The following is a 21,742-nucleotide window of genomic DNA, read 5'->3' on the forward strand; positions in this document are numbered from 1 at the left end:
TCAAGGCGCGCGGCCACTTCCCGTCGGACGAGGCCGCGCTCAAACTGATCTGGCTGGCGCTGCGCAACGTCGTTGCCAAGTGGACCGGCTCCCGGCACGATTGGAAGAGCGCGATGACGCAGTTCGCGCTGCTTTACCCGGAACGATTCAACATTGGAGTCTGAATCTCAACCCGCCTCACACACGAAATTCCGGATACCTCCATCCGATCGGGAACACGATCGCCCCCGTTCTTCGCCCCTTTCGCGCCTTTCGCGCCTTTCGCGCCGGCCAACGGCTTCGTGCTTCGTACGATGCGTGATCCGCGATGCGGATTCCGGCCGCGAACGGGCGCTGCGCGCCGGGCTTCGGCACGACACCGGTTCTGTCGTCGGCAGCGCACCGACTCCTCCGTCGCCCGCAAAAACGAAACCCGGCACGCGTGAGCGCACCGGGCTTCAGATACCGGACGGAAATACCGTCCCGCCTTACTTCCGGTCAACCGAATACCGGCCTGGCCCGCTCAACGCGAGCAACAACAACCCGCCGATGATGCTCACGTTCTTGTAGAAGTTGATCATCGCCATGTACTGCTCCATGCCCTGCAGCGCCCAGTAGCGATGGCCGATCAGCGCGGTGGCGAGCGTATAGGCGGCGAACGCCAGTGCGAGCGGACGCGTATAGAAACCGATCGCGATCAACACGCCGCCCACCAGTTCGACCGCCACCGCGATCACGGCCGCCAGCTCGGGCGCCGGATTCCCCGTCGACGCCATATACGCGACCGTGCCCGAGAACCCGTTCAGCTTCTGCCAGCCGAACAGCACGAACAGGATCATCATCAGTACGCGAGCCGCCAGCAGCAACTCGTCCTTCTTCGACTCCAATGAAACGTAACGCATAACAATCACCCTTGAATTGACGGTTCGATGCATCCAGTGCCGCTGCGCGCCCAATCGGCACGCTCTGCCGGCTACGGACCAACTCTTCGCGCAATCGGACGGCAAGCCACGTGGCCTGCCGTCGAAGAATCCGCCCGGTGACGCCGCGAGTAGCGGCGCGCTCCGAATCGGTTCTGGCGAAGCACGGGTGCAGTCTACTGTCCCGCCGCAAATCATCAATCCGTCCAAATATGATTCGCCGTCTCGAATCAGTTGACAATCAGGGAAGACCGGCCCGTTGTGCGACGGGTGGTTGGCCACGCAAACCATCGGCCTCCTTGTTTCTCAGCAACGCGAAAGGTGTCCGTTTTCTTTTACGTTATGGGAATCAGTGGATATTTCCGGATTGAATTGGAACGCGCCATCAAAACGGCGCATTTCACTAGTGACCCATCGGCACCCGCCAATACGCAACTCCTCAACGCCGTCTTTAGCCCGGTTACTCCCCGTCTTTACCAGCGATACCCGTATTATTTTTCAAGTCACGGACATGGCGCGAATGCGCCTCTCCGACCAAAACGCATGGAAACCAGACCTGCGAGACGACTCATCCGCCTTATATTTAGCGAAATCAACGAAAAGCATGTCACCAAACATTCATGCTTTCTCAAACTTCCACTCTACCGAAATTCCTTTAATAAATTCGATATAAATCATGCCTTTGTGAGAAATGCATCACACGTTTCCAGCATTCCACATCCTTCCATTCATCCACCTACATTCCCCTCAAGAAACATTACAAAAAATGACTAATTAATACCGATTTAAGAATACGATAGCGCACCGATTCGTTCTTACGTTTTCCCGACACTCCCGCGAGCCACGCGACGCGTCATACGAGAAAGCGCCATGCACGCGAATCGCCGCGCGCCCGCCCCGATCGCCGCAGGCCGACTCGACCGCCGTACGCCACTGGATCGCCTTTCAACCGGAGCTCACCCATGCCAACGAACACGCCCGTCAACAGTGGCGCGAACGCGAACAGCCTGATGCAACAGGCGGCGCAATCGATCATCAACGGCTCGACCGGCAATCCGGCGATGGACGTCGGCTCGCTCGTCAAGACGCTCGTGAACGCGAAGACGGCCGGACGGGCCGCGATGCTTGCCGCGTCGCAAGCGACCGGCAGCACGCGGATTTCCGCGTTCGGCGCGTTGTCGTCGGCGCTCGGCGCGCTCGAGGCCGGCCTGACGTCGCTGAAGAACGGCGCGCTGCAGTCGACGTTCAACGCCGTCGCGAGCGGCAAGGGCTTGACCGCAACGGCGGGTGCGGGCGCGGTCGCCGGCACCTACACGGTCGGCGTCACGCAGATCGCGACCGCGCAGGCGCTATCGTCCGCCGGCTTCAACGGCAGCAAGGCGCTCGGCACCGGCACGCTGACGCTGTCGCTCGGCAGCCAGTCGTTCAAGGTCGAAGTCCGCGGCACCAACAATACGCTGGCGGGCATCTCGGCGGCGATCAACGGCGCGTCGGGCAACCCGGGAATCAGCGCGACGGTCATCAACGGCACGGACGGCGCGCACCTCGTGCTCGCGTCGTCGAAGACGGGCGCGGCGAACGCGATCAGCGTCGCGGTCGGCAACGTGTCCGGCGACAGCGGCCTGTCGAATCTCGGCGTCACGTCGACGGCCGACCCGTCCGGCGGCGCGTCGAAGATCGAATCGGCGAACGGCGCGGCCGCCTGGCGGCAGAGCGCCGTCGCGCAGGATGCGAAATTCACGCTCAACGGAATCGCATCGGCCAGCGCGAGCAACACGGTATCGGGCGTGCTGACCGGCATCACGCTGAACCTGTCGGCGGCCGCGGTGAGCGCGACCGATACGCAGACGCTGACGGTCAGCACCGACACGAAGTCGCAGGCAGCCACAATCACGAATTTCGTGAGCCTGTACAACACCGCCGTCAAGACGATGGGCGCGCTGTCGAGCTACACGGCAGGCGCAAGCTCGCAAGGCGCGCTGATCGGCGATTCGACGCTGAACACGATCCGTAACGCGTTGGCTTCGATCGTCGCGCGCGGCGCCGACAACGGTACCCCCTCATCGAAGGGCAACGGACACGTGAACCTATTGTCGATCGGCATCAAGCTCGAGCGCGACGGCACGCTGAACGTCGACGGCGCGAAGCTCGACAGCGCGCTCTCCGCCAATCCGTCGGGAGTCGCGCGCCTGTTCAATCCGGAGAATGGAATCGGCACGCGCCTGGCCGACCAGATCTCGCAGTTCACGAAGAAGAACGGAATGATCGACGTGCGCACGACCGCACTGAACGCCGATCTGAAACGTGTCGCGCAGCAGCAGTCGGATCTGTCCGACTATGCCGCGCAACTGACGAGGCAGTATCAGGCGCAGTTCACCGCGCTCAACACGCTGATGACCCGGATGAATACCAACTCGCAATACCTGACGCGATTGTTTGGCGGTGCGAACAGTAACGGCACGCTGTCCAGGAAGTGAGCGGGTCGCGCGGTGCGCGCGGCCCGGAGACATCGTTCATGCCCGGCGGCGCGCCGGCGCCCGCCGGATTCGCATCGTCGCGGCCGGCAACCTGCCCGCGGTTGTCCTTGCAGCGCGCACGCGTCAGCCGAGACCTTCGACGCGGTCGGCGAACAAATCGATTGCACACGATACCTGGCGTCCGAAATAACCGGCGCGTTCGCGCTCGTACGCGCGCAGCAGCGACGTGCATTCGCGCTCGGCCCAGCGCCATACCGGGCCCTGCTTGGCGAATACCGGATGTTCGCGCAACTCGGCGGGTACCGCGTGCTCGTCCTCCCAGCCCCAGAAATAGGCCTGGTACGCACGGGCGAACGGCATGCCCAACTGGTTCGCAACGGTCTCGTCATGGCGCAGCGTGAAGTCGACGATCTCCTTGCGCGTGCGCCCGCCCACGTCGTCGTGGCGCGCCTCGACCCAGCAGTGATACCGCGCGAGTTGCGACAGATGCCGCGCGGTGCGGCGCCGCTCGCGCGTCGTGCACAGCGCGTACAGGTTGCCGCCGCCGAAATCCATCACTTCGCCACCCGCGAACGGCCGATAAGGCTTGCCGGTCAGCAGCGTCAGCACCTGCGCGCCGACGATCGCATAGTCGGCGCAGCGCATGTAGCCGCTGCGCGTCGTCGCTTCCGACACGCTCCGGTGGACGACTTCGTCGATCACGGCGTGCAGCATCGCATCAACCGGTGCCGCCAGGATCGGCGGCTGGCTTGTCGTCGTCACGTGTTGCATGGGCGAATGCGGCTTCAGCGGTTCGTCGGTAAAAGTCACTCCGCGGAATGGTATTACTAACCGTTACGACGAACGGATGCGAGATTGCGCAGATTTGTGCGCTTTTCTCGCCGCGTGCGAGAACATGTCGACAGTCCGTCAGACATCGTCAATACGACGCGCAGCAGGATGGCCGGACGAGCATCGACACCGCGCTCGCGGATCGCGGGCGGTTCGAGTGCGTGATTCGGTGATTTCGTGAAAAACCGCCGAATGACAGCCGGACAGCACGGCCGCGCGGCGGCACGCGTTGCCGCCATCGACGGAATGGGAATCGCGACGATCTCGCCGCGATGGCGACGCATCGCGCAACGCGGATCGCTCCAGCAGGCAACGGGCGTGCCGGCCTCGGGCACGGGGCACGCGATGCGATCACGCGCCGCGCTGCCGGTGCGGCGCGCGCCCTCCGTTATGACGCGGCGATCCGCCGGCGGAAATGCTCGGTGCCGGCCACGATCTTGTCGAGCACCGCGTCGAGCGCCCAGAATCGTTCGCGCACGTCGTAGTCGATCGCACGGCATTTGATCGACCCGAACGTGCCGATCCGCTGGTGATAGAGCTTCGCGAGCGCCGGGTAGCCCAGCGCCTCCGATACCGCCGAGACGACCAGGAACGTCGACAGTTCGTCGGCGAGCGCCGGATTCGACTCGCCTTGCGTACGCAGCCACCGGTAGAGATCGGGATGGAAGTTCGTGAACACGCCGTTGAAACCGGCGGACCCGGCCTTCATCGCGTCCCACGCAATCGCGGCGTTCGCGTTCAGAATCTTCAGCGGCGACCCCGCGGCAAGCGCGACGCGCCGCTTCACCGTCGCGAGATCGCAGCTCACGTCCTTGAGCATCACGAACCGGCCCGTGTCGATGCACGCGCGCAGTTCGTCATCCGACAGAAGCCGCCGGTAAGGCGCCGGGCATTCGTACAGGCCGAGCGGGAGATCCGACGGCAGTCGCGCGAGCAGCCTGTGAAGATGGTCGAGCAACGCGGCGCTGCCCTTGCGTTGCGGATCGAGACGGTTGGTCACGAGCACGACGCCCTGCGCGCCCGATTCGGCCGCCGCGCACAGTTCGACGGCCTGCGCGTCGATATCGTCGCTGATGTGGCCCGACGCGACGACCGGCACGCGCCCGGCCACCCGTTCGACCACGAAGCGCGCGAGTTCCGCGCGTTCGGCCAGGCTCAGGAACTGCATCTCGCTCGATTGCGCGACCGCGAACAACGCATCCGAGCCGTGCGCCAGATACCATTCGATGAGCCGCTCGAGCCCGGCGTAGTCGATCGAGCCGGCGTCGTCGAACGGCGTCAGCATCACCGGCACGATCCCCTCGATGGTCACGTTCGATTGCTGCGAGTGTTGCATCGGTTTCTCCTTCCTTCAGTGAATGCGAATGCAGGCCACGATCACGCCGGCAACGGTCCGGGCGCGGCGTTCGCGGCCTGTTCGGGAATCGGCTTGCGCACGAGCAGCAGGTAGGCCATCGCGCCGGCGAACGCGATCGCCGCCGCGGTGAGCAGCGCCGGCACGAACGACCACTTCTGCGCAATGACGCCGGTCAGGATCGGGGCCAGCGCGCCGCCGATGAAGCCGCCGAAATTCTGGATCGCGCCGAGCGACGCGATGCGGCTCGGCGGCGCGGCCGCCGTCGCGAGCGCCCACGAGCACGCCGATGCCGCGTTGGCGAGAAAGATCACCACCGAAATACATGCGAGCGCAACCGTATTGCTCTGCACGAGCGCGGCCGGGATCGTGAACGCGACCATTCCGAGCATCGCGGCCACCACCGCATTGCGCCGACTCACGACCGGCGAACGGCTGCGGCGCGTGACGAAATCCGACAGCCAGCCGGCGACCAGCGACCCGACGAACCCGCACAGGAACGGCACCGATGCGGCAAACCCCGTGCGCATCAGGCTCATGTGCCGCTCCATCGTCAGGTAGCCCGGCAGCCAGGTCAAGTAGACCCAGTTCAAGTACACGGAGCCGAAGAAGCCGATCAGCATCCCCCACGTCGTGCCGTGCGAGAACAGGCTGCGCCATTCGGCGAAGGTCAGCTTCGGTGCCGCGACGACGCTTTGCGCATCGGCATCGAGATAACCGCGTTCGGCGGCGGACAGTTGCGCGCGCACCGGATCGCGATACAGCGCGAACCACACGACGGCGACGACGAGGCCGAGCGCGCCGGTCGCAATGAACGCCCAGCGCCAGTCGAATGATGCGACGAGAACCGACAGCAGCAGCGGCGCAAGCGCGGTACCGAGCGGCGACGCGGCATTGAAAATGCCCGTCGGCGTGCCGCGCGCGCGCAGCGGAAACCAGTTGCTCACCACGCGCGCGGCCGACGGGAATTGCGGCGCCTCCCCGATGCCGAGCAAGATACGCGCGACGATGAACCAGCCGAAGGTGGACACGAGGCCGCCCGCCGCCTGCGCGAACGACCAGACGATCAGCCCGATGCCGAGCAGCCGGCGCGGGCCGATGCGGTCGACCAGCCCGCCGACCGGAAACTGGCACAGCGCATAGCTCCACGAGAATGCCGACAGCAGCAGCCCCATCTGCGCGAGCGACAGGCCGAGATCGCCGCGGATCGCCGAACTCGCGACGGCCAGCGTGCCGCGATCGAGATAGTTGACGATCCCGCTCGCCATCAACAGCGCGAGCGCGATGCGCTGACCGCGCCGAATCCGTGGCGGCGCGTGCGGAACAGGTTGGTTGTCGTAGTTCATGTCGATTGTCTCCATGTCACTGATATGGGCCGGGTCCGGCCGTTCCGTCGCATGCGGAATTCAGGTATCCATACGGTTGACTTCGTCGCGCGTCGGAATCGACGTCTGCGCGCCGTGGCGCGTGACGCTGATCGCGGCCGCACGCTGGCCGAAGCCGATCGCGTCGTCCATCGACGCGCCGCCGGCCCGCGCGGCCGCGAACCCGCCGACGAACGTGTCGCCGGCCGCGGTCGTATCGACGGCCACCACCGCCATCGCACGATGGCGGCCGCTTCCTGCGCTGCCGCGCCAGCAGACGCCGCGCGCGCCGAGCGTGACCAGCACGTTGCCCACGCCTTTCGCGCACAGCGCATCGGCGGCGCGCGCGGCCGACGCATCGTCGCCCACGGCGATGCCGGTCAGCGACTCGGCCTCGGTTTCGTTGACGACGAGATAGTCGACCCGCGCCAGCAACGCATCGAAGAGCGGCTGCGCGGGTGCGGGATTGAGCAGCACCGGCGTGCGGTGCGCGCTTGCGCAGGCAATCGCGCGCGCCACGGTGGCGACCGGCACCTCGAGCTGGCACACGAGCAGCGCGGCTCCGGCGATCGCGTCGCGCGCCGCGTCGATCCGGTCGGCGTCGACGCACGCATTCGCACCGGGCACGACGACGATGCTGTTCGCGCCGTGGTCGTCGACCGTAATCGTCGCGACTCCGGTCGCCGTGCCGCCGATCCGGTGCAGGTGCGTCACGTTGATGCGCTCTGCCGCCAGCGCGCCGTGCAGGCGTGCACCGAACGCGTCGTCGCCGACGCAGCCGATCATCGCGACCGATGCGCCGAGGCGCGCGGCCGCCACCGCCTGATTCGCTCCCTTGCCGCCATGAACGGTTTCGAACGTCGTGCCCAGCAGCGTCTCGCCCGGCACCGGCAGGCGCGGCGCGCGCGTGACGAGATCGATGTTGACGCTGCCGACGACGGCAATACGCGGTGATCGACGGCCGTTCATTGCTTGATGTAACCGCTTACATTTGCGATCGACAAAATGACCGGAAGGGTCGTCGTCTCTGAAAATTTCGCCATACGGATTGAACGAGTGTCTGAGATAATGGAAAGCAGCAGCAAGATAGCGCTTACATTCTCGCAGGCTCGCTCGAGAATGCAAGCGGGGCCATCACGAATCGAGGGTAAACAATGACGCTTTTGACGGCACACGGCGGCGGGACCGCCGCCACGCGCGGAGACGGCCGATGAGCACGCCCCGGGCACGCCGCGGCAGCGGCCGCTCGGTGCTCGGCGACGTCGCGAAACTGGCCGGCGTGTCGACCGCGACCGTCTCGCGCGTGTACAACGATCCCGGCAAGGTGTCGGCCGACGTGCAGCAGCGCGTGCGCGACGCGGCGCTCGCCCTGAACTGGATCCCGAATGCGGCCGGCCGCGCGCTCGCGTCCACGCGCACCCACATCACGGGCGCGATCATCCCGACCCTCGACGACCAGGTGTTCGCGTCGCAGGTCGCCGGCATGCAGACGGTCATGGCCGAGCACGGCATCACGCTGTTTCTCGGCTGCTCGAACTACGACCCCGCGCAAGCGCTCGCGCAGGTGCGCGCGATGCTGTCGCGCGGCGTGGAAGCCGTGTCGCTGGTCGGCGAAGCGTATCCGCCGGAACTGTTCGAACTCCTCGCGATGCATCGCGTGCCGTACGTCGTCACGTACGCCTATCGCGACGACAGCCCGCACTGCTGCATCGGCTTCGACAACCGCGCGGCGTTCGCACGGCTCACCACGCACCTGCTCGACCTCGGCCACCGCGATTTCGCGATCATCATGCAACCGTCGACGGACAACGATCGCGTGCAGGCCCGCCTGCGCGGCATTCACGACACGCTTGCCGCGCACGGGCTCGCGGTGCGCCCCGTGCATCAGCACGAAGGCACGGCCACGATCGCGTTCGGGCGGGCGAGCCTGCGCGCGATCGTCGGCAGCGATGCGGCGACGCGGCCGACCGCGGTGATCTGCGGCAACGACGCGCTCGCGCTCGGCGCATTGCTCGAAGCGCAGGCGCTCGGCATCGACGTGCCCGCGCAGTTGTCGATCACCGGATTCGACGACATCGCGCTCGCGCGCGAGATCCAGCCGCCGCTGACGACGATGTGGGTCGACACCGACGCGATCGGCCGCCAGGCCGCGCATGCGTTGCTCGACACGCTGGAGAACGGCGCGACGGGGCCCGGCCATGCCGTCCTGCCCGAACTGCGCATACGGGAATCCGCGGCGCCCCCAGCACGGACGCAGGCGCGCGCGACGCGCAAGAAATAGCGGGCAGCGCCTGCTTACTGCATCACGTCGATCGGCAGCGTCTTGTCGAGATTGTCGTGCCACGCGTTGATCGTCTTCGGCACGGTTTTCTTCCACGCGGGCACGTTCGAGTAGTAACGCATCCGGACGTTGTTCTTCGCATCGAACACGAGTAGCCCGATCCACAGATCGGTGCCGCGGCGCATCACGATCGCCGCGTTCGTCGTCGCGATACCGCGCACCCAGTACGACGTCACGTGTGCGCCGAGCCCGTCGAGATCCTTCTCCTCGGCGCTGTAGTTGACCATGTCGACGAGCGTCTGATAGTCGGCGCCGAGCAGCTTGTGCGCGGTCGCGTTCTGCTGCGCGTCGGCGACGACCTTGAGGCTCAGCAGGTCGGCTTTCGGTTCGGCCTGCGACTGCGCGGCGGTCACATAGTCGCCTGCGTACGTCACGCCCGCACCGGCGCCACAATCGAAATCGGCGCCCTGTTGCGTGACGCGGATGCGCCCGCCCTTGCGGTCGAAGTCGAGCCGGCACTTGTTCTGGCGGTAGGTGCCGCTGTCGCCGTGCAACATGATGTCGCCGTCGAGCCCGCCGGTATTCGCGCCGTTGTTGGCGCTCAGCTCGAAATGCAGGCGCGGCACCGTGCCGGTGAACGTCAGTTCGCCGCCGAACGACGGGTTGTCGCTCGTCCGATGCCACGTCTGCTGCCAGCGATCGGCAGCGAGCGGCATGCCGCTCAGGCTCGCGAGCCGTTCGCGGTAGCGGTCGCCCAGGCATGACGCATCGCTGCCGCACTGGTCGCGCTGCTTGAGCCACTTCAACTGCGCGGCCTTCAGCGCGGCCGTATCGCCGCCCTTCGCGAGCGCCGTCTTCCACGCGGCCGACAGATCGCCGTCGAGTTTCGATAGCGCGGGTTTCGCGCAGATCGTCTTCTCGGTCGGCGACGCGGCCTTCCCGCAGTCGAAGCCGGCCGCATGCGCGGCGACCGGTGCGAGCATCAGCATCAGCAGCGCGGCCGCCGCGATGGAGGGCAGCCGCGTGCGCGGCATTTCACAGGCGGGAATCGCGGCTTGCCCGCGCGAATTCGATCGGTTCTGGGTTGTCATCGGCTTGATCGTCGCTGGGTCGCGCGCCCGTAGAAGCTACCTGCACGCGACATTCGAAGTAAAAACGCCCGGCCCGGCATGCAGCGCATGCCGCCGCCCGCCGAAGCGTAACCCGGATGCGCGACGCCGATCAATCGACGTTCGATGTCGTCGCAACCATTTCGGCGACCGCACAGCAGCGCCCGACGCCGTCGCGCAACGCAGCTTCCGTCGCGGGATCGATGATCCCGATGAACACCATCACGCAGTCGTCATGCGCAGTCATGCTTTCGTCTTCCAGTGACGAGCACCGGATGCGCCAAGTCCGATACGCCGCATGACTCAACAATCTCCGCAAATCATGCGGAGATTAATCGCCACATTCACCGCAAAATACCCCGCTACCGTATCCGGCCCGCCCCGCTCGCGCCCGTCGGCGTCGATTGCCCGAGCCGCTCCGCGAGAAACCCGATGAACGTGCGCAGCGTGACGAACCCCTCCCGGTGCTGCGGAAACACCGCATTGAGCGTGATCGGCGGCGGCACGTAGGCATCGAGCACCGGCACCAGCGCCCCGCTGTCGAGCGCCGCGCCGACGATGAAGTGCGGCAGCAGCGCGATGCCTAGCCCCGCGATCGCGGCGTCGCGCACCACTTCGCCGTTGTTCGCGACGAGGGGGCCCTGCACGTCGAACGTGCGTGCCGCGCCGTCGACGCGGAATTCCCAGCCGACCCGCCGCTCGCGCCCGTACAGCACGCACGTATGGCCGGCCAGATCGGCCGGCGTCTGCGGCGCGCCGTGCCGCTTCAGGTAGGCGGGGCTCGCGCACGCGATCATCCGCCACGCGCCGAGCGGACGCGCGATCAGCGTCGAATCCTCGAGCGAGCCGATCCGCAGCACGAGGTCGAAGCCCTCGCCGATCAGGTCGACGCGCCGGTCGGTCAGGTCGAGGTTCAGCCGCACGGCCGGGTGCGCGGACAGGAATTCGGCGATCAGCGGCGACACGTGCGTAATTCCGAACGACAGCGGCGCGCTGATCTTCAGCGAGCCATGCAGCTCCGTGCTGCGCACCGACATCGCCTGCTCGGCGTCGGCGATCTCCGCGAGGATGCGCTGCGCGCGCGCATAAAACTCCTGCCCCGATTCGGTCACCGCGAGATTGCGGGTATTGCGATGCAGCAGCCGCACGCCGAGCGACGCCTCCAGCGCCATCGTGCGCCGGCTGACGAACTGCTTGGACAGCATCAGCTGGTCGGCCGCCGCCGTGAAGCTGCCTGCGTCCACGGTCGCGACGAAGATCCTGAGGTCGTTGAGTTCCATATTGTCCACTCCATAGCGACAGTCATTATCGCTACAGCGATTTATTTGTCAAATCGATTGACCTAAGATTCATCTCAACGAACGGCCGGGCCCACTTTCGAGGTCCGGCGACTTCAAGGACAGAAAATCATGATCGATATCCGTGCAGCAAACCAACGTGGCCGTGCGGAGCATGGCTGGCTCAGCTCCCGTCATACGTTTTCGTTCGCGAATTACTACGATCCGAAGCAAGTCGGCTTCTCCGACCTGCTCGTGATCAACGACGACCGCGTCGCCCCGGGCCGCGGCTTCGGCACGCACCCGCACCGCGACATGGAAATCCTGTCGTACGTGCTCGACGGCGCGCTGGAACACAAGGACTCGATGGGCACCGGCTCGGTGATCGTGCCGGGCGATGTGCAACTGATGAGCGCGGGCACGGGCGTGCGCCACAGCGAGTTCAACCACTCGCCGGACACGCCGGTCCACTTCCTGCAGATCTGGGTCGGGCCGTCCGAAAAGGGTGCCGAGCCGCGTTATCAGCAGACGAATGTCGCGGCCGACGACAAGCGCGGCAAGCTCGCCCTCGTCGTGTCGCCGACCGGCGACGCCGGTTCGCTGAAGATCCGGCAGGACACCAAGATTTACGCGGGCCTGTTCGACGGCGACGAAAGCACTACGCTGGAACTTGATCCGAGCCGCTTTGCTTACGTGCATGTGGCGCGCGGCAGCGTGACGGTCAACGGCGTGACGCTCGGCGAAGGCGACGGCGCGCGCATCCGCGGCGAACACGCGCTGACGATCGCGGACGGCAAGGATGCGGAAGTGCTGGTGTTCGACCTGCGTCCGGTCGAAGTAACGGCCGAATGGGCGTGACGCCCGTTCGGGAAACCGGGCTCCGCTGACCGCGGGGCCCCTTTAATCGGAGATTCGCAACATGGCCAAGGTTCTCGTTCTTTACTACTCGTCCTACGGGCACGTCGAAACGATGGCGCAGCACATCGTGGAGGGCGCGAAATCGGTGCCCGGCGTCGAGGTCACGCTCAAGCGCGTGCCGGAAACGATCCCCGCCGACCAGGCCCGCGCGGCCGGCGTGAAGGTCGACCAGGCCGCGCCGGTCGCCACGGTGGACGAACTCGCCGACTACGATGCGATCATCTTCGGCACGCCGACCCGCTTCGGCAACATGGCCGGCCAGATGCGCACGTTCCTCGACCAGACCGGCGGCCTGTGGATGAAAGGCGCGCTCGTCGGCAAGATCGGCAGCGTGTTCGCATCGACCGGCACGCAGCACGGCGGCCAGGAAACGACGATCACGTCGTTCCACACGACGCTGCTGCATCACGGGATGGTGATCGTGGGCGTGCCGTATGCGTGCAGCGGGCTCGTCAACATGAACGAAATCACCGGCGGCACGCCGTACGGCGCGACCACGCTCGCGGGCACGGACGGCAGCCGCCAGCCGAGCGCGAACGAGCTCGACATCGCGCGCTACCAGGGCAAGCACGTGGCGGAACTCGCGAGCAAGCTCGCGTCGTGACGCGACGGCCCCGCGACCGGGGGCCCGCACACGAACGAACGGCGCCGGGTCGACCGGCGCCGTTCGTCCTGTGCAACGCTTTCGACCGTTACTGGCCCGAAGCCGGCGCGGCCGGCGCCGCCTTCGTCGCGGGCGCCTTCTGCACGGCGTTCTGCGGATAGTTGCTCTGGTCGTTGGTCAACCGGTAGCCGCTGCCGGTGCCGATCGCCTTCAGGTCCGACGCGTGCCGCGCGCGGGCCGCCTTGCGCGCCGCCTTCTTCTGCGCCTTGTCGAGTTGCTTCGGCACCGGCGCGGACGAGGGATCCTGCGCGTATGCCGCCGGCGCGGCGGTCAACAACAGACCGAACGACGCCGCTACTGCCACTGCCACCGAAACCACGCGAGACTGCTTCATGACCGATCTCCTTGTCGATTGTTGAGTGTGGGTCGGACACCGGCGTGCACGCGACGGCTTGCGACAACGGCGCCGATGCAACGTTAGCCGATCGCTGCGCAAATGTCCTCGGGCGTTCCTGAATTCTCCTGATAACGCCCACGATACATGCACGCCGGGGGCGCCGTCCTTTCGGCCTGTCGTCCGCGCCATCCGGGAAACCGATACCCCGTCGGCCGCGCGCTCAGATCCAGCGCGACAGCACCGGCAGCAGGATCGGCACGACGAACGCCGTCAGTACGCCGTTCAACCCCATCCCGAGCCCGGCAAATGCGCCGGCCTCCTCGCTGACCTGGAACGCGCGCGCGGTGCCGATCCCGTGCGACGCGACGCCGAGCGCGAAGCCGCGCACGGCCGGCTCCTCGACCCGCAGCAGATTGAGAATTCCGCGCGCGCACACCGCGCCGAAGATCCCGGTCGAAATCACGAGCACGGCCGTGAGCGACGGAATGCCGCCGATCTCGGCGGCGACGGCCATCGCGATCGGCGTCGTCGCCGATTTCGGCGCGAGCGATGCGATCGTCTGGTGCGACGCCCCGAACAGCGCGGCGATGCCGACCGCCGACACGATCGCGGTCAGCGAACCCGCGAGCAGGCCGACGAGCAACGGCAGCGCGGCGCGCCGCAGCTTCGACCACTGGCGGTACAGCGGCAGCGCGAGCGCGACGGTCGCGGGGCCGAGCAGGAAATGGACGAACTGCGCGCCGTCGAAATACGTCGGATACGGCGTATGCGTGAGCGTCAGCAGCACGACAATCACCGCGACCGCGATCAGCACCGGATTCGCGAGCGGGTTGAAGCGCGCCCGCGCATAGACGGCCTGGGCGAACAGATACGCGACCAGCGTGATGGTCAGGCCGAGCAGCGGGCTCGCGGCGAGATAGACCCAGATCGCGCCGAGCTTCGGGAAGGCCGTCATTGCGCGCCCTCCGCGGTGCCGCCCGCGCGGCGCTGGCGCCGCAGCAGCGCGCGCGTGACGAGCGCCGTCACCGCGATCGCGAGCGTGGTGCTGACGGCCAGCGCGACGACAACCGCGACCGCGTCGCCGCGCACGCGGTCGGCCGACACCATGATGCCGACGCCGGCCGGCACGAACAGCAGCGACAGATGACGCAGCAGCTCGAGCGCGGTCGGCTCGATCGCATCGGCCACCTGCGGGCGCAGCATCACGAAGCCGAACAGCAGCAGCATGCCGATCACGGGGCCCGGCACCGGGAGGCCGAACAGATGGGACACGCCTTCCCCGAGACACTGGAAGATCAGCAAGACCGCGAACGCCTGCAACATGAACCGCTTCTCCCGAACCTGGCCGCGACCGTGCAGCCGCGCGGCCGATGAGCCGGCGACTTGCGACGCCGGCGTGAACGATACGCGCGATCGTACCAACAATGCCGGCACCCGGGCGCGATCGTGCGATTGCGTGCTCGCCATTCGACCGTTTCGCCCGCTCCGACCGACACCCTGCCGGGCATGAATGAAACGCTCGCACGCAAAAAAACGGCGGGCACGTGCCCGCCGTCCTGTCGTTCGGGTTCGAACGACCGTCGATCGCGTTACTTCAGCCGCGTCGCGATTTCATTGGCCATCGCCTTCGTCGCGGCCTTCGTCGGCGCATCGTCGGCCAGCGCGTTCAGCAGACCGAAATCATGGATCGTGCCGTCGTAGCGCGTGGTCGTCGCGTCGACGCCGGCCGCGTCGAGCTTGCGACCGTACGCTTCGCCTTCGTCACGCAGCACGTCGAACTGCGCGACCTGAATCAGCGCGGGCGGCAGGCCCTTCAACTGCGCGATGCTCGCGCGCAGCGGCGACGCGTAGATCTCGTTGCGTTGCGCTTCGTTCTTCGTATAGGCGTCCCAGAACCACTGCATCATCGGCCGCGTCAGGAAGTGGCCCTGCTGATACGCGTGGTACGAACCCGTGTCGAAGTTGTGGTCGGTGACGGGCCACATCAGCCCCTGGAAGCGGATCGCGGGGCCGCCCTTGTCCTTCGCCATCAGCGCGACGACGGCCGACATGTTCCCGCCGACGCTGTTGCCGACCACCGCGAGGCGGCTGCCGTCGACGCCGATCTCCGCGCCGTGCGCGGCCACCCATTTCGTCGCCGCATACGCCTGGTTGATCGCGACCGGGTAACGCGCTTCCGGCGACGGCGTGTAGTTCACGAACACCGCGACGGCGCCCGACTGCACGACGAGATCGCGGACGAGGCGCTCGTGCGTCGGGAAATCGCCGAGCACCCAGCCGCCGCCGTGAATGAACACGAATACCGGCGGCGTGCCCGTCGCGCCTTGCGGGCGCACGATCGTGACCGGCACCGACAGGCCGTCCTGCTCGATCGCGCGGTTCGAGACGTCGATGCCGGACAGATCGACCTTCGCGCCGTTCTGCGCGTCGACCAGCACCTGGCGCGCCTTCGCGGGGCTCAGCGTTTCGAGGCCCGGGCCTTTCTGGCCGTTCAGCGCGGCGAGGAACGCGCTCGTCTTCGCATCGGGACGGACGGCGTCGGCGCCGGCGGCGAACGCGGCAGGTGCGGTGGACAGTGCGGCTGCAACGGCGGCGGCGATCAGCAGCGGCTTGACGATCTTCATGGTGCAACTCCTTGGTTGATGCTTTGAATGACGATGAATGTTTTGCAGTGCGATCGATCAGACGAGCGTGAGCGTGACGTCGATGTTGCCGCGCGTCGCGTTCGAGTACGGGCAGACGACGTGCGCGCGCTCGATCAGCGTTTGCGCGATGTCGCGATCGAGGCCGGGCAACGAGATCTTCAGTTCCACTTCGATGCCGAAGCCGTTCGGGATCGCGCCGATACCGACGCTGCCTTCGATCGCGGCGTCCGCGGGCATCGCGATCTTGTCGCGCGCCGCGACGAACTTCATCGCGCCGATGAAACACGCGCTGTAGCCTGCGGCGAACAGTTGCTCGGGGTTCGCGCCCGCCCCGCCCGCGCCGCCGAGCTCGCGCGGCGTGGTCAGCTTCAGGTCGAGACCGCTTTCGGGCACCGTCGCACGGCCGTCGCGGCCGCCGGTGGCTTTTGCATGGGCGCGGTACAGCACTTTTTCGATCGACATGACAGACTCCTTTTTCAGCAAATGAATGAAACAGCCTTCGAACCGGGGCCCGCGTGCCGGCGGCTTCTCCGTCGACATCGCATCAATTTATCTACTCATAGATAGACAAACAGTCCCAAAAAAGCAGATGGGCGATCCATCTGCGCCAGCCATCTATCTACTACATGATAGATAACGAGATTCAATAAAAAGGCGGCGAACCGCCCGACTGCTTGCGCCGCCCGTCAGGGCCGCGTTTTCCAGACGGCCCCGACATCCTCGAGACGCGCCCGCGTGTGAAACAGCCGGCTGGCCAGCACGCTGCCCTGAAACGCCGCGTACAACGTGCGCGCCGCCGTATCGGGCTCGCCGCTGAACCGCAGCGTGCCTTCCTTCGCGCCTTGCGCGAGCAATTCCGCGAGCCAGCGCTCGTTGGCCGAGAAGAACGCCTGCACGGCCTGCCGCACGTTCTCCGGCAACGTTTCGATGTCGGCCGCGAGCATTCCGCACAGGCAGATCAGGTTGCCGTCACCGAGCGTGCGGCCGAACATCTTCGTGTACAGGCTCAGCTTTACGTCGGCCGGCAAGGCCGGATCGATTGCCCGCACGGCCGCGAGGACTTCGTCGCTGTAGGCCGCCACCGCTTCCAGCACGAGATCGTCCTTCGACGGGAAGTAGTAGTGGATGCTCGACGTCTTCACGCCCACCAGATCGGACAGGTCTCGATAGCTGAAGCCGTTGTAACCGCGCTGCATCATCAGCGTGATCGCATGATCGAGAATCTGTTCGCGGACGGTCGGTTTCGTTTCCATGAATCGAACTTTATCTACTCATAGATAGATAGTCAAGGGTTTTTTAGGAACGTGATTCCATTCGTGCGAGCCCGATGCGCGAGTACAGCGCCGTTCGCACGGCCGGGGCAGCTTACAACCCGCCTGCAGCACGATCGAATCGATGCGACACTTGAAGCCGGGCCACGCGATCGCGGCGTAACGTCCGTCGGCTGGAAGGGACGTGCCGGCACACGACGACCGCATCGCATCCGGCCCGGCATCATCGGCCCACCCGCTGCGTCGGGCCGCTATAAGGAGAACACGTCGATGTATTCGTGGTTTGAACGGCGCCTGCCGACTTTCCCGCTCGAGGATCCCGTCACGCCGCCGAAGGGATTCTTCTCGTTCGTCTGGGCGTGCACGAAAGGCGCGCGCGGCTGGATCCTGCTGATCGCGCTGACGTCGGCCGCGCTGGCCGCGTACGAAGCCGCGCTGTTCGCAATGATGGGGCACTTGGTCGACTGGCTGTCGTCGTCGACACCGGCCGAATTCGGCGGCCGCCACTTCGGCACGCTCGCCGGTTTCGCGGCGATCCTCGCCGGCAGCGCGCTGCTGATCGCGCTGCATACGATGGTCAAGCACCAGGTGCTCGCGATCAACTTCCCGATGCGGCTGCGCTGGCTGTTTCACCGGCTGATGCTCGACCAGAGCCTGTCGTTCTACGCGAACGAGTTCGCGGGCCGCGTGACGACCAAGATCATGCAGACCGCGCTCGCGGTGCGCGATACGCTGTTCATGTCGGTCGACGTCGTGATCGGCGTCACCGCCTACCTGATCGGCATCCTCGTGCTCGCCGCCAGCTTCGACTGGCGGCTGATGATTCCGCTCGTGCTGTGGGCGCTCGGCTACGGCGCGGCATGCGCGTATTTCGTGCCGCGCCTGGGTGCGGTCGGCAGCCGGCAAGCCGACGCGCGCGCGCTGATGACGGGCCGCATCACCGACGCGTATTCGAACATCACGACCGTGAAGCTGTTCTCGCATACGCGGCGCGAAGCCGACCACGCGCGGCGCGCGATGGAAGCGTTCAAGGCGACCGGCGACGCGCAGATGCGGCTCGTCAGCGCGTTCGAGATCGTCAACCACCTGCTGTCGACGCTGCTGCTGATCGGCTCGGCCGGCCTCGCCCTCGCGCTGTGGATGCACGGCGAGGCGAGCGCGGGCGTGGTCGCGGCCGTGATCGCGATGGCGCTGCGCCTGTCGAGCTACTCGCACTGGATCATGTGGGAAATGACCGAGCTGTTCGAGAATGTCGGCACGATCCAGGACGGCATCAACACGCTGACGAAGGTGCGCAGCGTGGTCGACGCGCCCGATGCGAAGCCGCTCGCGGTGCAGCGCGGCGAAATCGTGTTCGACAACGTGCAGTTCGCGCACGAGGACAACGATCGCGCGGTATTCGACGGGCTGAACCTGACGATCCGGCCCGGCGAGCGGATCGGACTGATCGGCCGCTCGGGCGCCGGCAAGTCGACGCTCGTGAACCTGCTGCTGCGCTTCTACGACGTCGGCGGCGGCACGATCCGGATCGACGGGCAGGACATCGCACACGTGACGCAGGACAGCCTGCGCGGCGCGATCGGGATGGTCACGCAGGATACGTCGCTGCTGCACCGGACGATGCGCGAAAACCTGCTGTACGGCCGCCCCGACGCGACCGAGCGCGAGATGCAGGACGCGGCCGTGCGCGCGGAAGCGTCCGAGTTCATCGACCGGCTGCGCGACCGCCACGGCCGCAGCGGCTACGACGTCGAGGTCGGCGAGCGCGGCGTCAAGCTGTCGGGCGGCCAGCGGCAGCGCGTCGCGATCGCGCGCGTGATGCTCAAGGATGCGCCGATCCTCGTGCTCGACGAAGCGACCAGCGCGCTCGACTCCGAGGTCGAAGTCGCGATCCAGCGCAGCCTCGACACCCTGATGCGCGGCAAGACGGTGATCGCGATCGCGCACCGGCTGTCGACGATCGCCGCGATGGACCGGTTGATCGTGCTCGACGAAGGGCGCATCGTCGAGGAAGGCACGCACCAGCAGTTGCTGCAGGCGGGCGGCATTTACGCGGCGCTGTGGGCGCATCAGAGCGGCGGGTTCCTCGGCGAAACGGCGGAAGCGGAAAGCGTGGCGCAGTAGGCCGGGCGCCATGGCGACATGGCGGCCATCGATCGTCGGCGGATATCTTTGCCGATCGATTTCCCGCCGCAGGCGCTCCGTGGCGATCCATAGTGCCAATGGTATATTCTGTATACCTAGCATCAATTCGATATCAAAAGCGCTTGGACATCTTCCAAAAGGAACCGCCATGCTTGAACTGGAACCGCTCTGCTTCTCGTCCGACTGCCCGAGCCGGGTCTTATTCGATCAGATCTCCGACAAATGGTCGATGATGGTGGTGACCGTGCTTGATGGCGGTCCGCTTCGTTTCAACGAAATCCGTCGTCGGCTGCAAGGCGTCACCCAAAAGGCGCTCACTCAGTGTCTGCGCCGGCTGGAGCGCAACGGTCTGGTATCGCGCGAAGTGATTTCGCTTTCGCCAGTGGCGGTGCAGTATCAAATCACGCCGCTGGGCCGCACGCTGCAACAGCCTCTCCGAGCGCTGCACGAATGGACGCTCACGAAGCTGCCCGAGGTCGATGCCGCCCGGCAGATGTTCGATACCGCATCAAGCCAAAGTCCGGACGGAAGGCAGCTCCACTCGATTGCATGAGCGCGTCGTCGGCCGGTCGTGCAGCGCTTCGAGATCAATAGTCCGATGCACGAAGGCCAACCGACAGATGCTGTAGAACGGCGTGGCCCGGTGCGCATGACGGAAAGCAGTCTGCGGTTTTCATCCGGGGCAGTGCGCGGGCTCCGGCGTGTTCGTATGCGGGCATTCGATATCGATTCGTACCTCGAACAGATCCACACATTGACTGCTCGAGCTATTTGGATCTGAAACGCAGAGCACCCCACTGCTCTTGCACGCGCGGCCACTATCGACGGCTCGATAGTCCAGGCGCCGACGGCAATTCCCCGACAGTAGGTATCTTCAAACCTACTAGGGCGACTCAAAGTGCCTAATTGACGCCAAGTGTACGTTTGATACCGTATCGCTTGTCCTCATTGCGAGGCAAGCAACCTGCCAATCGGTCATCCGAGCGCAAGCACTTCTTTGGTCAAGTCATTTGGCCAATCGTCGAGCGCGAGCGGCTGTCCGAGAAAACGTTCACGTCCGAGAAAATATGGAAAATCGAAAGCTTCTTGCCCCCTTGAGCAACAAAGCGCTTACCTTCAAGAACCGAGTCTTCATGGCGCCGATGACGAGAGGTCGATCCAAGGATCAGGTGGCGACCGAACTCACCGCGACGTATTACGCGCAGCGCGCATCGGCGGGCCTGATTTTCACGGAAGGCTCCCAGATCAGCGCCCAGGCGGTCGGCTGGACGAATACCCCGGGGATCTACACCGCCGAGCAAATTGCGGGATGGAAGAAGGTAACCCAGGCAGTTCATGAAGCTGGCGGTCTCATTTTCGCCCAGCTCTGGCATACCGGGAGAGCATCTCATCCTGATTTTCACGGTGGAGAACTACCGGTCGCGCCGTCGGCAACCCCTTTCAATAGCCAGGCATTCACGCCCGAAGGCATCAAACCTTCCGTGACGCCGCGCGAACTGACCGTTGATGAAATCAAGTCCACAATTTCGGACTACGAAAAGGCAGCGCAGGCCGCGAAGGATGCGGGTTTCGATGGTGTCGAGGTTCACGGTGCCAATGGTTATCTGCCCGCGCAGTTTCTGGAAGACGGTTCAAACAAGCGCACCGACGAGTATGGCGGCACCGTCGAGAAGCGGGCGAGATTTCTGCTTGAAGCCACTGACGCGGCAATCAAGGTCTTCGGACCGGCCCGTGTCTCGGTCAGGCTTTCGCCGCGCATTCCGTACAATGACATGGGCGACTCGAATCTCGAGCAGACCTACATGTACGCGGTGGAAGCCCTGGAAAAGAAAAAGCTTGGGATCCTGCATTTCATGGAACCCGCGACCCTGCCTGAAGGCGTGAAACCCCTGGCGCCCGGGGCGCGCGAGCGGTTCTCGGGGATTTTCGTGTTGAATGTCGGTTATGACCAACAGTCCGCGGAACACGTGCTGCAGACCGGCCTCGCCGATGCAATCTCATTTGGCACGCTGTTTATCAGCAACCCTGATCTACCGGACCGCTTCCGCCTGGACGCACCTCTGGTCACCGCGGACGCCTCCACTTATTACAGTGGTTCCGAAGAAGGCTATACAGACTACCCGGCGCTTGCGTAGTCGGTCACGGTCGAAGCGGGCCCGGGCGAGCTCAG

General features: G+C 65.6%; 21 protein-coding genes and 1 pseudogene. 8 read left to right on the plus strand and 14 right to left on the minus strand.

Going from position 1 to position 21,742, the window contains the following annotated elements; genetic code table 11:
• A pseudogene (locus tag C4B30_RS26205) lies at positions 1-164 on the plus strand (IS256 family transposase); the annotation flags it as partial.
• Between the two features lie 303 nt (positions 165-467).
• Here the strand turns inward: C4B30_RS26205 and C4B30_RS26210 are convergent.
• Positions 468-881, minus strand: coding sequence for a DoxX family protein (locus tag C4B30_RS26210; protein WP_027786342.1), 414 nt, complete (start codon positions 879-881; stop codon positions 468-470).
• Positions 882-1,861: 980 nt separating this feature from the next.
• On the opposite strand from C4B30_RS26210, the gene fliD reads away from it, so the two are divergent.
• Positions 1,862-3,376: a flagellar filament capping protein FliD gene (gene fliD, locus C4B30_RS26215; RefSeq protein WP_027786341.1), complete on the plus strand. Its 1,515-nt coding sequence runs from the start codon at positions 1,862-1,864 to the stop codon at positions 3,374-3,376.
• Between the two features lie 123 nt (positions 3,377-3,499).
• Here the strand turns inward: fliD and C4B30_RS26220 are convergent, their stop codons facing one another.
• The 4 genes from C4B30_RS26220 to rbsK form a co-directional block, all read right to left on the minus strand.
• Positions 3,500-4,147: a hypothetical protein gene (locus C4B30_RS26220; protein ID WP_027786340.1), complete on the minus strand. Its 648-nt coding sequence runs from the start codon at positions 4,145-4,147 to the stop codon at positions 3,500-3,502.
• 448 nt (positions 4,148-4,595) lie between these two features.
• Positions 4,596-5,543: a dihydrodipicolinate synthase family protein gene (locus tag C4B30_RS26230; protein ID WP_027786339.1), complete on the minus strand. Its 948-nt coding sequence runs from the start codon at positions 5,541-5,543 to the stop codon at positions 4,596-4,598.
• A gap of 41 nt (positions 5,544-5,584) precedes the next feature.
• On the minus strand, positions 5,585-6,922 hold the full coding sequence (locus C4B30_RS26235) for an MFS transporter (protein ID WP_080681418.1): 1,338 nt from the start codon (positions 6,920-6,922) through the stop codon (positions 5,585-5,587).
• 45 nt (positions 6,923-6,967) lie between these two features.
• On the minus strand, positions 6,968-7,894 hold the full coding sequence (gene rbsK, locus C4B30_RS26240; RefSeq protein ID WP_027786337.1) for a ribokinase: 927 nt from the start codon (positions 7,892-7,894) through the stop codon (positions 6,968-6,970).
• A 241-nt stretch (positions 7,895-8,135) separates the two neighbouring features.
• On the opposite strand from rbsK, the gene C4B30_RS26245 reads away from it, so the two are divergent.
• Positions 8,136-9,206: a LacI family DNA-binding transcriptional regulator gene (locus tag C4B30_RS26245; protein WP_027786336.1), complete on the plus strand. Its 1,071-nt coding sequence runs from the start codon at positions 8,136-8,138 to the stop codon at positions 9,204-9,206.
• A gap of 14 nt (positions 9,207-9,220) precedes the next feature.
• Here the strand turns inward: C4B30_RS26245 and C4B30_RS26250 are convergent, their stop codons facing one another.
• The 3 genes from C4B30_RS26250 to C4B30_RS26260 all read right to left on the minus strand — a co-directional run bounded on the left by C4B30_RS26250 (position 9,221) and on the right by C4B30_RS26260 (position 11,595).
• Positions 9,221-10,240 carry a lysozyme inhibitor LprI family protein gene (locus C4B30_RS26250; protein ID WP_034185516.1) on the minus strand — a complete coding sequence of 340 codons (1,020 nt, stop codon included), beginning with the start codon at positions 10,238-10,240 and terminating at the stop codon, positions 9,221-9,223.
• Positions 10,241-10,427: 187 nt separating this feature from the next.
• The gene (locus C4B30_RS36120) at positions 10,428-10,562 is read right to left on the minus strand and encodes a hypothetical protein (RefSeq protein WP_256980735.1); all 135 of its coding nucleotides are present in this window, start codon (positions 10,560-10,562) and stop codon (positions 10,428-10,430) included.
• Positions 10,563-10,677: 115 nt separating this feature from the next.
• Complete coding sequence (locus tag C4B30_RS26260) at positions 10,678-11,595, minus strand: LysR family transcriptional regulator (RefSeq protein WP_027786334.1); 918 nt, start codon at positions 11,593-11,595, stop codon at positions 10,678-10,680.
• 129 nt (positions 11,596-11,724) lie between these two features.
• Here C4B30_RS26260 and C4B30_RS26265 point away from each other — a divergent pair, with 129 nt between their 5' ends.
• Positions 11,725-12,450 (plus strand): pirin family protein, encoded by a 726-nt coding sequence (locus C4B30_RS26265; protein WP_027786333.1) that lies wholly within the window; start codon positions 11,725-11,727, stop codon positions 12,448-12,450.
• Between the two features lie 61 nt (positions 12,451-12,511).
• On the plus strand, positions 12,512-13,114 hold the full coding sequence (wrbA, locus tag C4B30_RS26270; RefSeq protein ID WP_027786332.1) for an NAD(P)H:quinone oxidoreductase: 603 nt from the start codon (positions 12,512-12,514) through the stop codon (positions 13,112-13,114).
• An 88-nt stretch (positions 13,115-13,202) separates the two neighbouring features.
• Here the strand turns inward: wrbA and C4B30_RS26275 are convergent, their stop codons facing one another.
• The 6 genes from C4B30_RS26275 to C4B30_RS26300 all read right to left on the minus strand — a co-directional run bounded on the left by C4B30_RS26275 (position 13,203) and on the right by C4B30_RS26300 (position 17,409).
• A complete protein-coding gene (locus C4B30_RS26275) occupies positions 13,203-13,508 on the minus strand; it encodes a hypothetical protein (RefSeq protein WP_027786331.1) in 306 nt (101 codons plus the stop codon).
• Between the two features lie 223 nt (positions 13,509-13,731).
• Positions 13,732-14,466 (minus strand): LrgB family protein, encoded by a 735-nt coding sequence (locus C4B30_RS26280; RefSeq protein WP_027786330.1) that lies wholly within the window; start codon positions 14,464-14,466, stop codon positions 13,732-13,734.
• On the minus strand, positions 14,463-14,834 hold the full coding sequence (locus C4B30_RS26285; RefSeq protein ID WP_027786329.1) for a CidA/LrgA family protein: 372 nt from the start codon (positions 14,832-14,834) through the stop codon (positions 14,463-14,465). The genes C4B30_RS26280 and C4B30_RS26285 overlap by 4 nt, the downstream gene beginning before the upstream one ends.
• Positions 14,835-15,100: 266 nt before the next feature.
• Positions 15,101-16,135, minus strand: a complete 1,035-nt coding sequence (locus C4B30_RS26290; RefSeq protein ID WP_027786328.1) for an alpha/beta hydrolase — start codon at positions 16,133-16,135, stop codon at positions 15,101-15,103.
• Positions 16,136-16,192: 57 nt separating this feature from the next.
• Complete coding sequence (locus C4B30_RS26295) at positions 16,193-16,618, minus strand: organic hydroperoxide resistance protein (RefSeq protein ID WP_027786327.1); 426 nt, start codon at positions 16,616-16,618, stop codon at positions 16,193-16,195.
• 224 nt (positions 16,619-16,842) lie between these two features.
• Positions 16,843-17,409: a TetR/AcrR family transcriptional regulator gene (locus C4B30_RS26300; protein WP_027786326.1), complete on the minus strand. Its 567-nt coding sequence runs from the start codon at positions 17,407-17,409 to the stop codon at positions 16,843-16,845.
• Positions 17,410-17,697: 288 nt separating this feature from the next.
• Between C4B30_RS26300 and C4B30_RS26305 the strand changes: the two genes are divergently transcribed.
• The 3 genes from C4B30_RS26305 (at position 17,698) to C4B30_RS26315 (ending at position 21,707) form a co-directional block, all read left to right on the plus strand.
• On the plus strand, positions 17,698-19,551 hold the full coding sequence (locus C4B30_RS26305) for an ABC transporter ATP-binding protein (protein ID WP_105133130.1): 1,854 nt from the start codon (positions 17,698-17,700) through the stop codon (positions 19,549-19,551).
• A 169-nt stretch (positions 19,552-19,720) separates the two neighbouring features.
• Positions 19,721-20,125 carry a winged helix-turn-helix transcriptional regulator gene (locus C4B30_RS26310; protein ID WP_027786324.1) on the plus strand — a complete coding sequence of 135 codons (405 nt, stop codon included), beginning with the start codon at positions 19,721-19,723 and terminating at the stop codon, positions 20,123-20,125.
• A gap of 514 nt (positions 20,126-20,639) precedes the next feature.
• Positions 20,640-21,707 (plus strand): alkene reductase, encoded by a 1,068-nt coding sequence (locus C4B30_RS26315; RefSeq protein ID WP_027786323.1) that lies wholly within the window; start codon positions 20,640-20,642, stop codon positions 21,705-21,707.
• Positions 21,708-21,742: the final 35 nt, after the last annotated feature.

This window comes from Burkholderia sp. BE12 (assembly GCF_002959955.1).
Taxonomy (GTDB): Bacteria; Pseudomonadota; Gammaproteobacteria; order Burkholderiales; family Burkholderiaceae; genus Burkholderia.

Coding starts and splice junctions, on each gene's coding strand:
- C4B30_RS26275 (WP_027786331.1), bottom strand. CDS start 13,508: ATGAAGCAGTCTCGCGTGGTTTCGGTGGCAGTGGCAGTAGCGGCGTCG.
- C4B30_RS26220 (WP_027786340.1), bottom strand. CDS start 4,147: ATGCAACACGTGACGACGACAAGCCAGCCGCCGATCCTGGCGGCACCG.
- C4B30_RS26260 (WP_027786334.1), bottom strand. CDS start 11,595: ATGGAACTCAACGACCTCAGGATCTTCGTCGCGACCGTGGACGCAGGC.
- C4B30_RS36120 (WP_256980735.1), bottom strand. CDS start 10,562: ATGACTGCGCATGACGACTGCGTGATGGTGTTCATCGGGATCATCGAT.
- C4B30_RS26230 (WP_027786339.1), bottom strand. CDS start 5,543: ATGCAACACTCGCAGCAATCGAACGTGACCATCGAGGGGATCGTGCCG.
- C4B30_RS26310 (WP_027786324.1), top strand. CDS start 19,721: ATGCTTGAACTGGAACCGCTCTGCTTCTCGTCCGACTGCCCGAGCCGG.
- C4B30_RS26265 (WP_027786333.1), top strand. CDS start 11,725: ATGATCGATATCCGTGCAGCAAACCAACGTGGCCGTGCGGAGCATGGC.
- C4B30_RS26250 (WP_034185516.1), bottom strand. CDS start 10,240: ATGCCGCGCACGCGGCTGCCCTCCATCGCGGCGGCCGCGCTGCTGATG.
- C4B30_RS26280 (WP_027786330.1), bottom strand. CDS start 14,466: ATGACGGCCTTCCCGAAGCTCGGCGCGATCTGGGTCTATCTCGCCGCG.
- C4B30_RS26245 (WP_027786336.1), top strand. CDS start 8,136: ATGAGCACGCCCCGGGCACGCCGCGGCAGCGGCCGCTCGGTGCTCGGC.
- C4B30_RS26235 (WP_080681418.1), bottom strand. CDS start 6,922: ATGGAGACAATCGACATGAACTACGACAACCAACCTGTTCCGCACGCG.
- C4B30_RS26305 (WP_105133130.1), top strand. CDS start 17,698: ATGTATTCGTGGTTTGAACGGCGCCTGCCGACTTTCCCGCTCGAGGAT.
- C4B30_RS26315 (WP_027786323.1), top strand. CDS start 20,640: ATGGAAAATCGAAAGCTTCTTGCCCCCTTGAGCAACAAAGCGCTTACC.
- C4B30_RS26300 (WP_027786326.1), bottom strand. CDS start 17,409: ATGGAAACGAAACCGACCGTCCGCGAACAGATTCTCGATCATGCGATC.
- fliD (WP_027786341.1), top strand. CDS start 1,862: ATGCCAACGAACACGCCCGTCAACAGTGGCGCGAACGCGAACAGCCTG.
- rbsK (WP_027786337.1), bottom strand. CDS start 7,894: ATGAACGGCCGTCGATCACCGCGTATTGCCGTCGTCGGCAGCGTCAAC.
- C4B30_RS26210 (WP_027786342.1), bottom strand. CDS start 881: ATGCGTTACGTTTCATTGGAGTCGAAGAAGGACGAGTTGCTGCTGGCG.
- wrbA (WP_027786332.1), top strand. CDS start 12,512: ATGGCCAAGGTTCTCGTTCTTTACTACTCGTCCTACGGGCACGTCGAA.
- C4B30_RS26285 (WP_027786329.1), bottom strand. CDS start 14,834: ATGTTGCAGGCGTTCGCGGTCTTGCTGATCTTCCAGTGTCTCGGGGAA.
- C4B30_RS26295 (WP_027786327.1), bottom strand. CDS start 16,618: ATGTCGATCGAAAAAGTGCTGTACCGCGCCCATGCAAAAGCCACCGGC.
- C4B30_RS26290 (WP_027786328.1), bottom strand. CDS start 16,135: ATGAAGATCGTCAAGCCGCTGCTGATCGCCGCCGCCGTTGCAGCCGCA.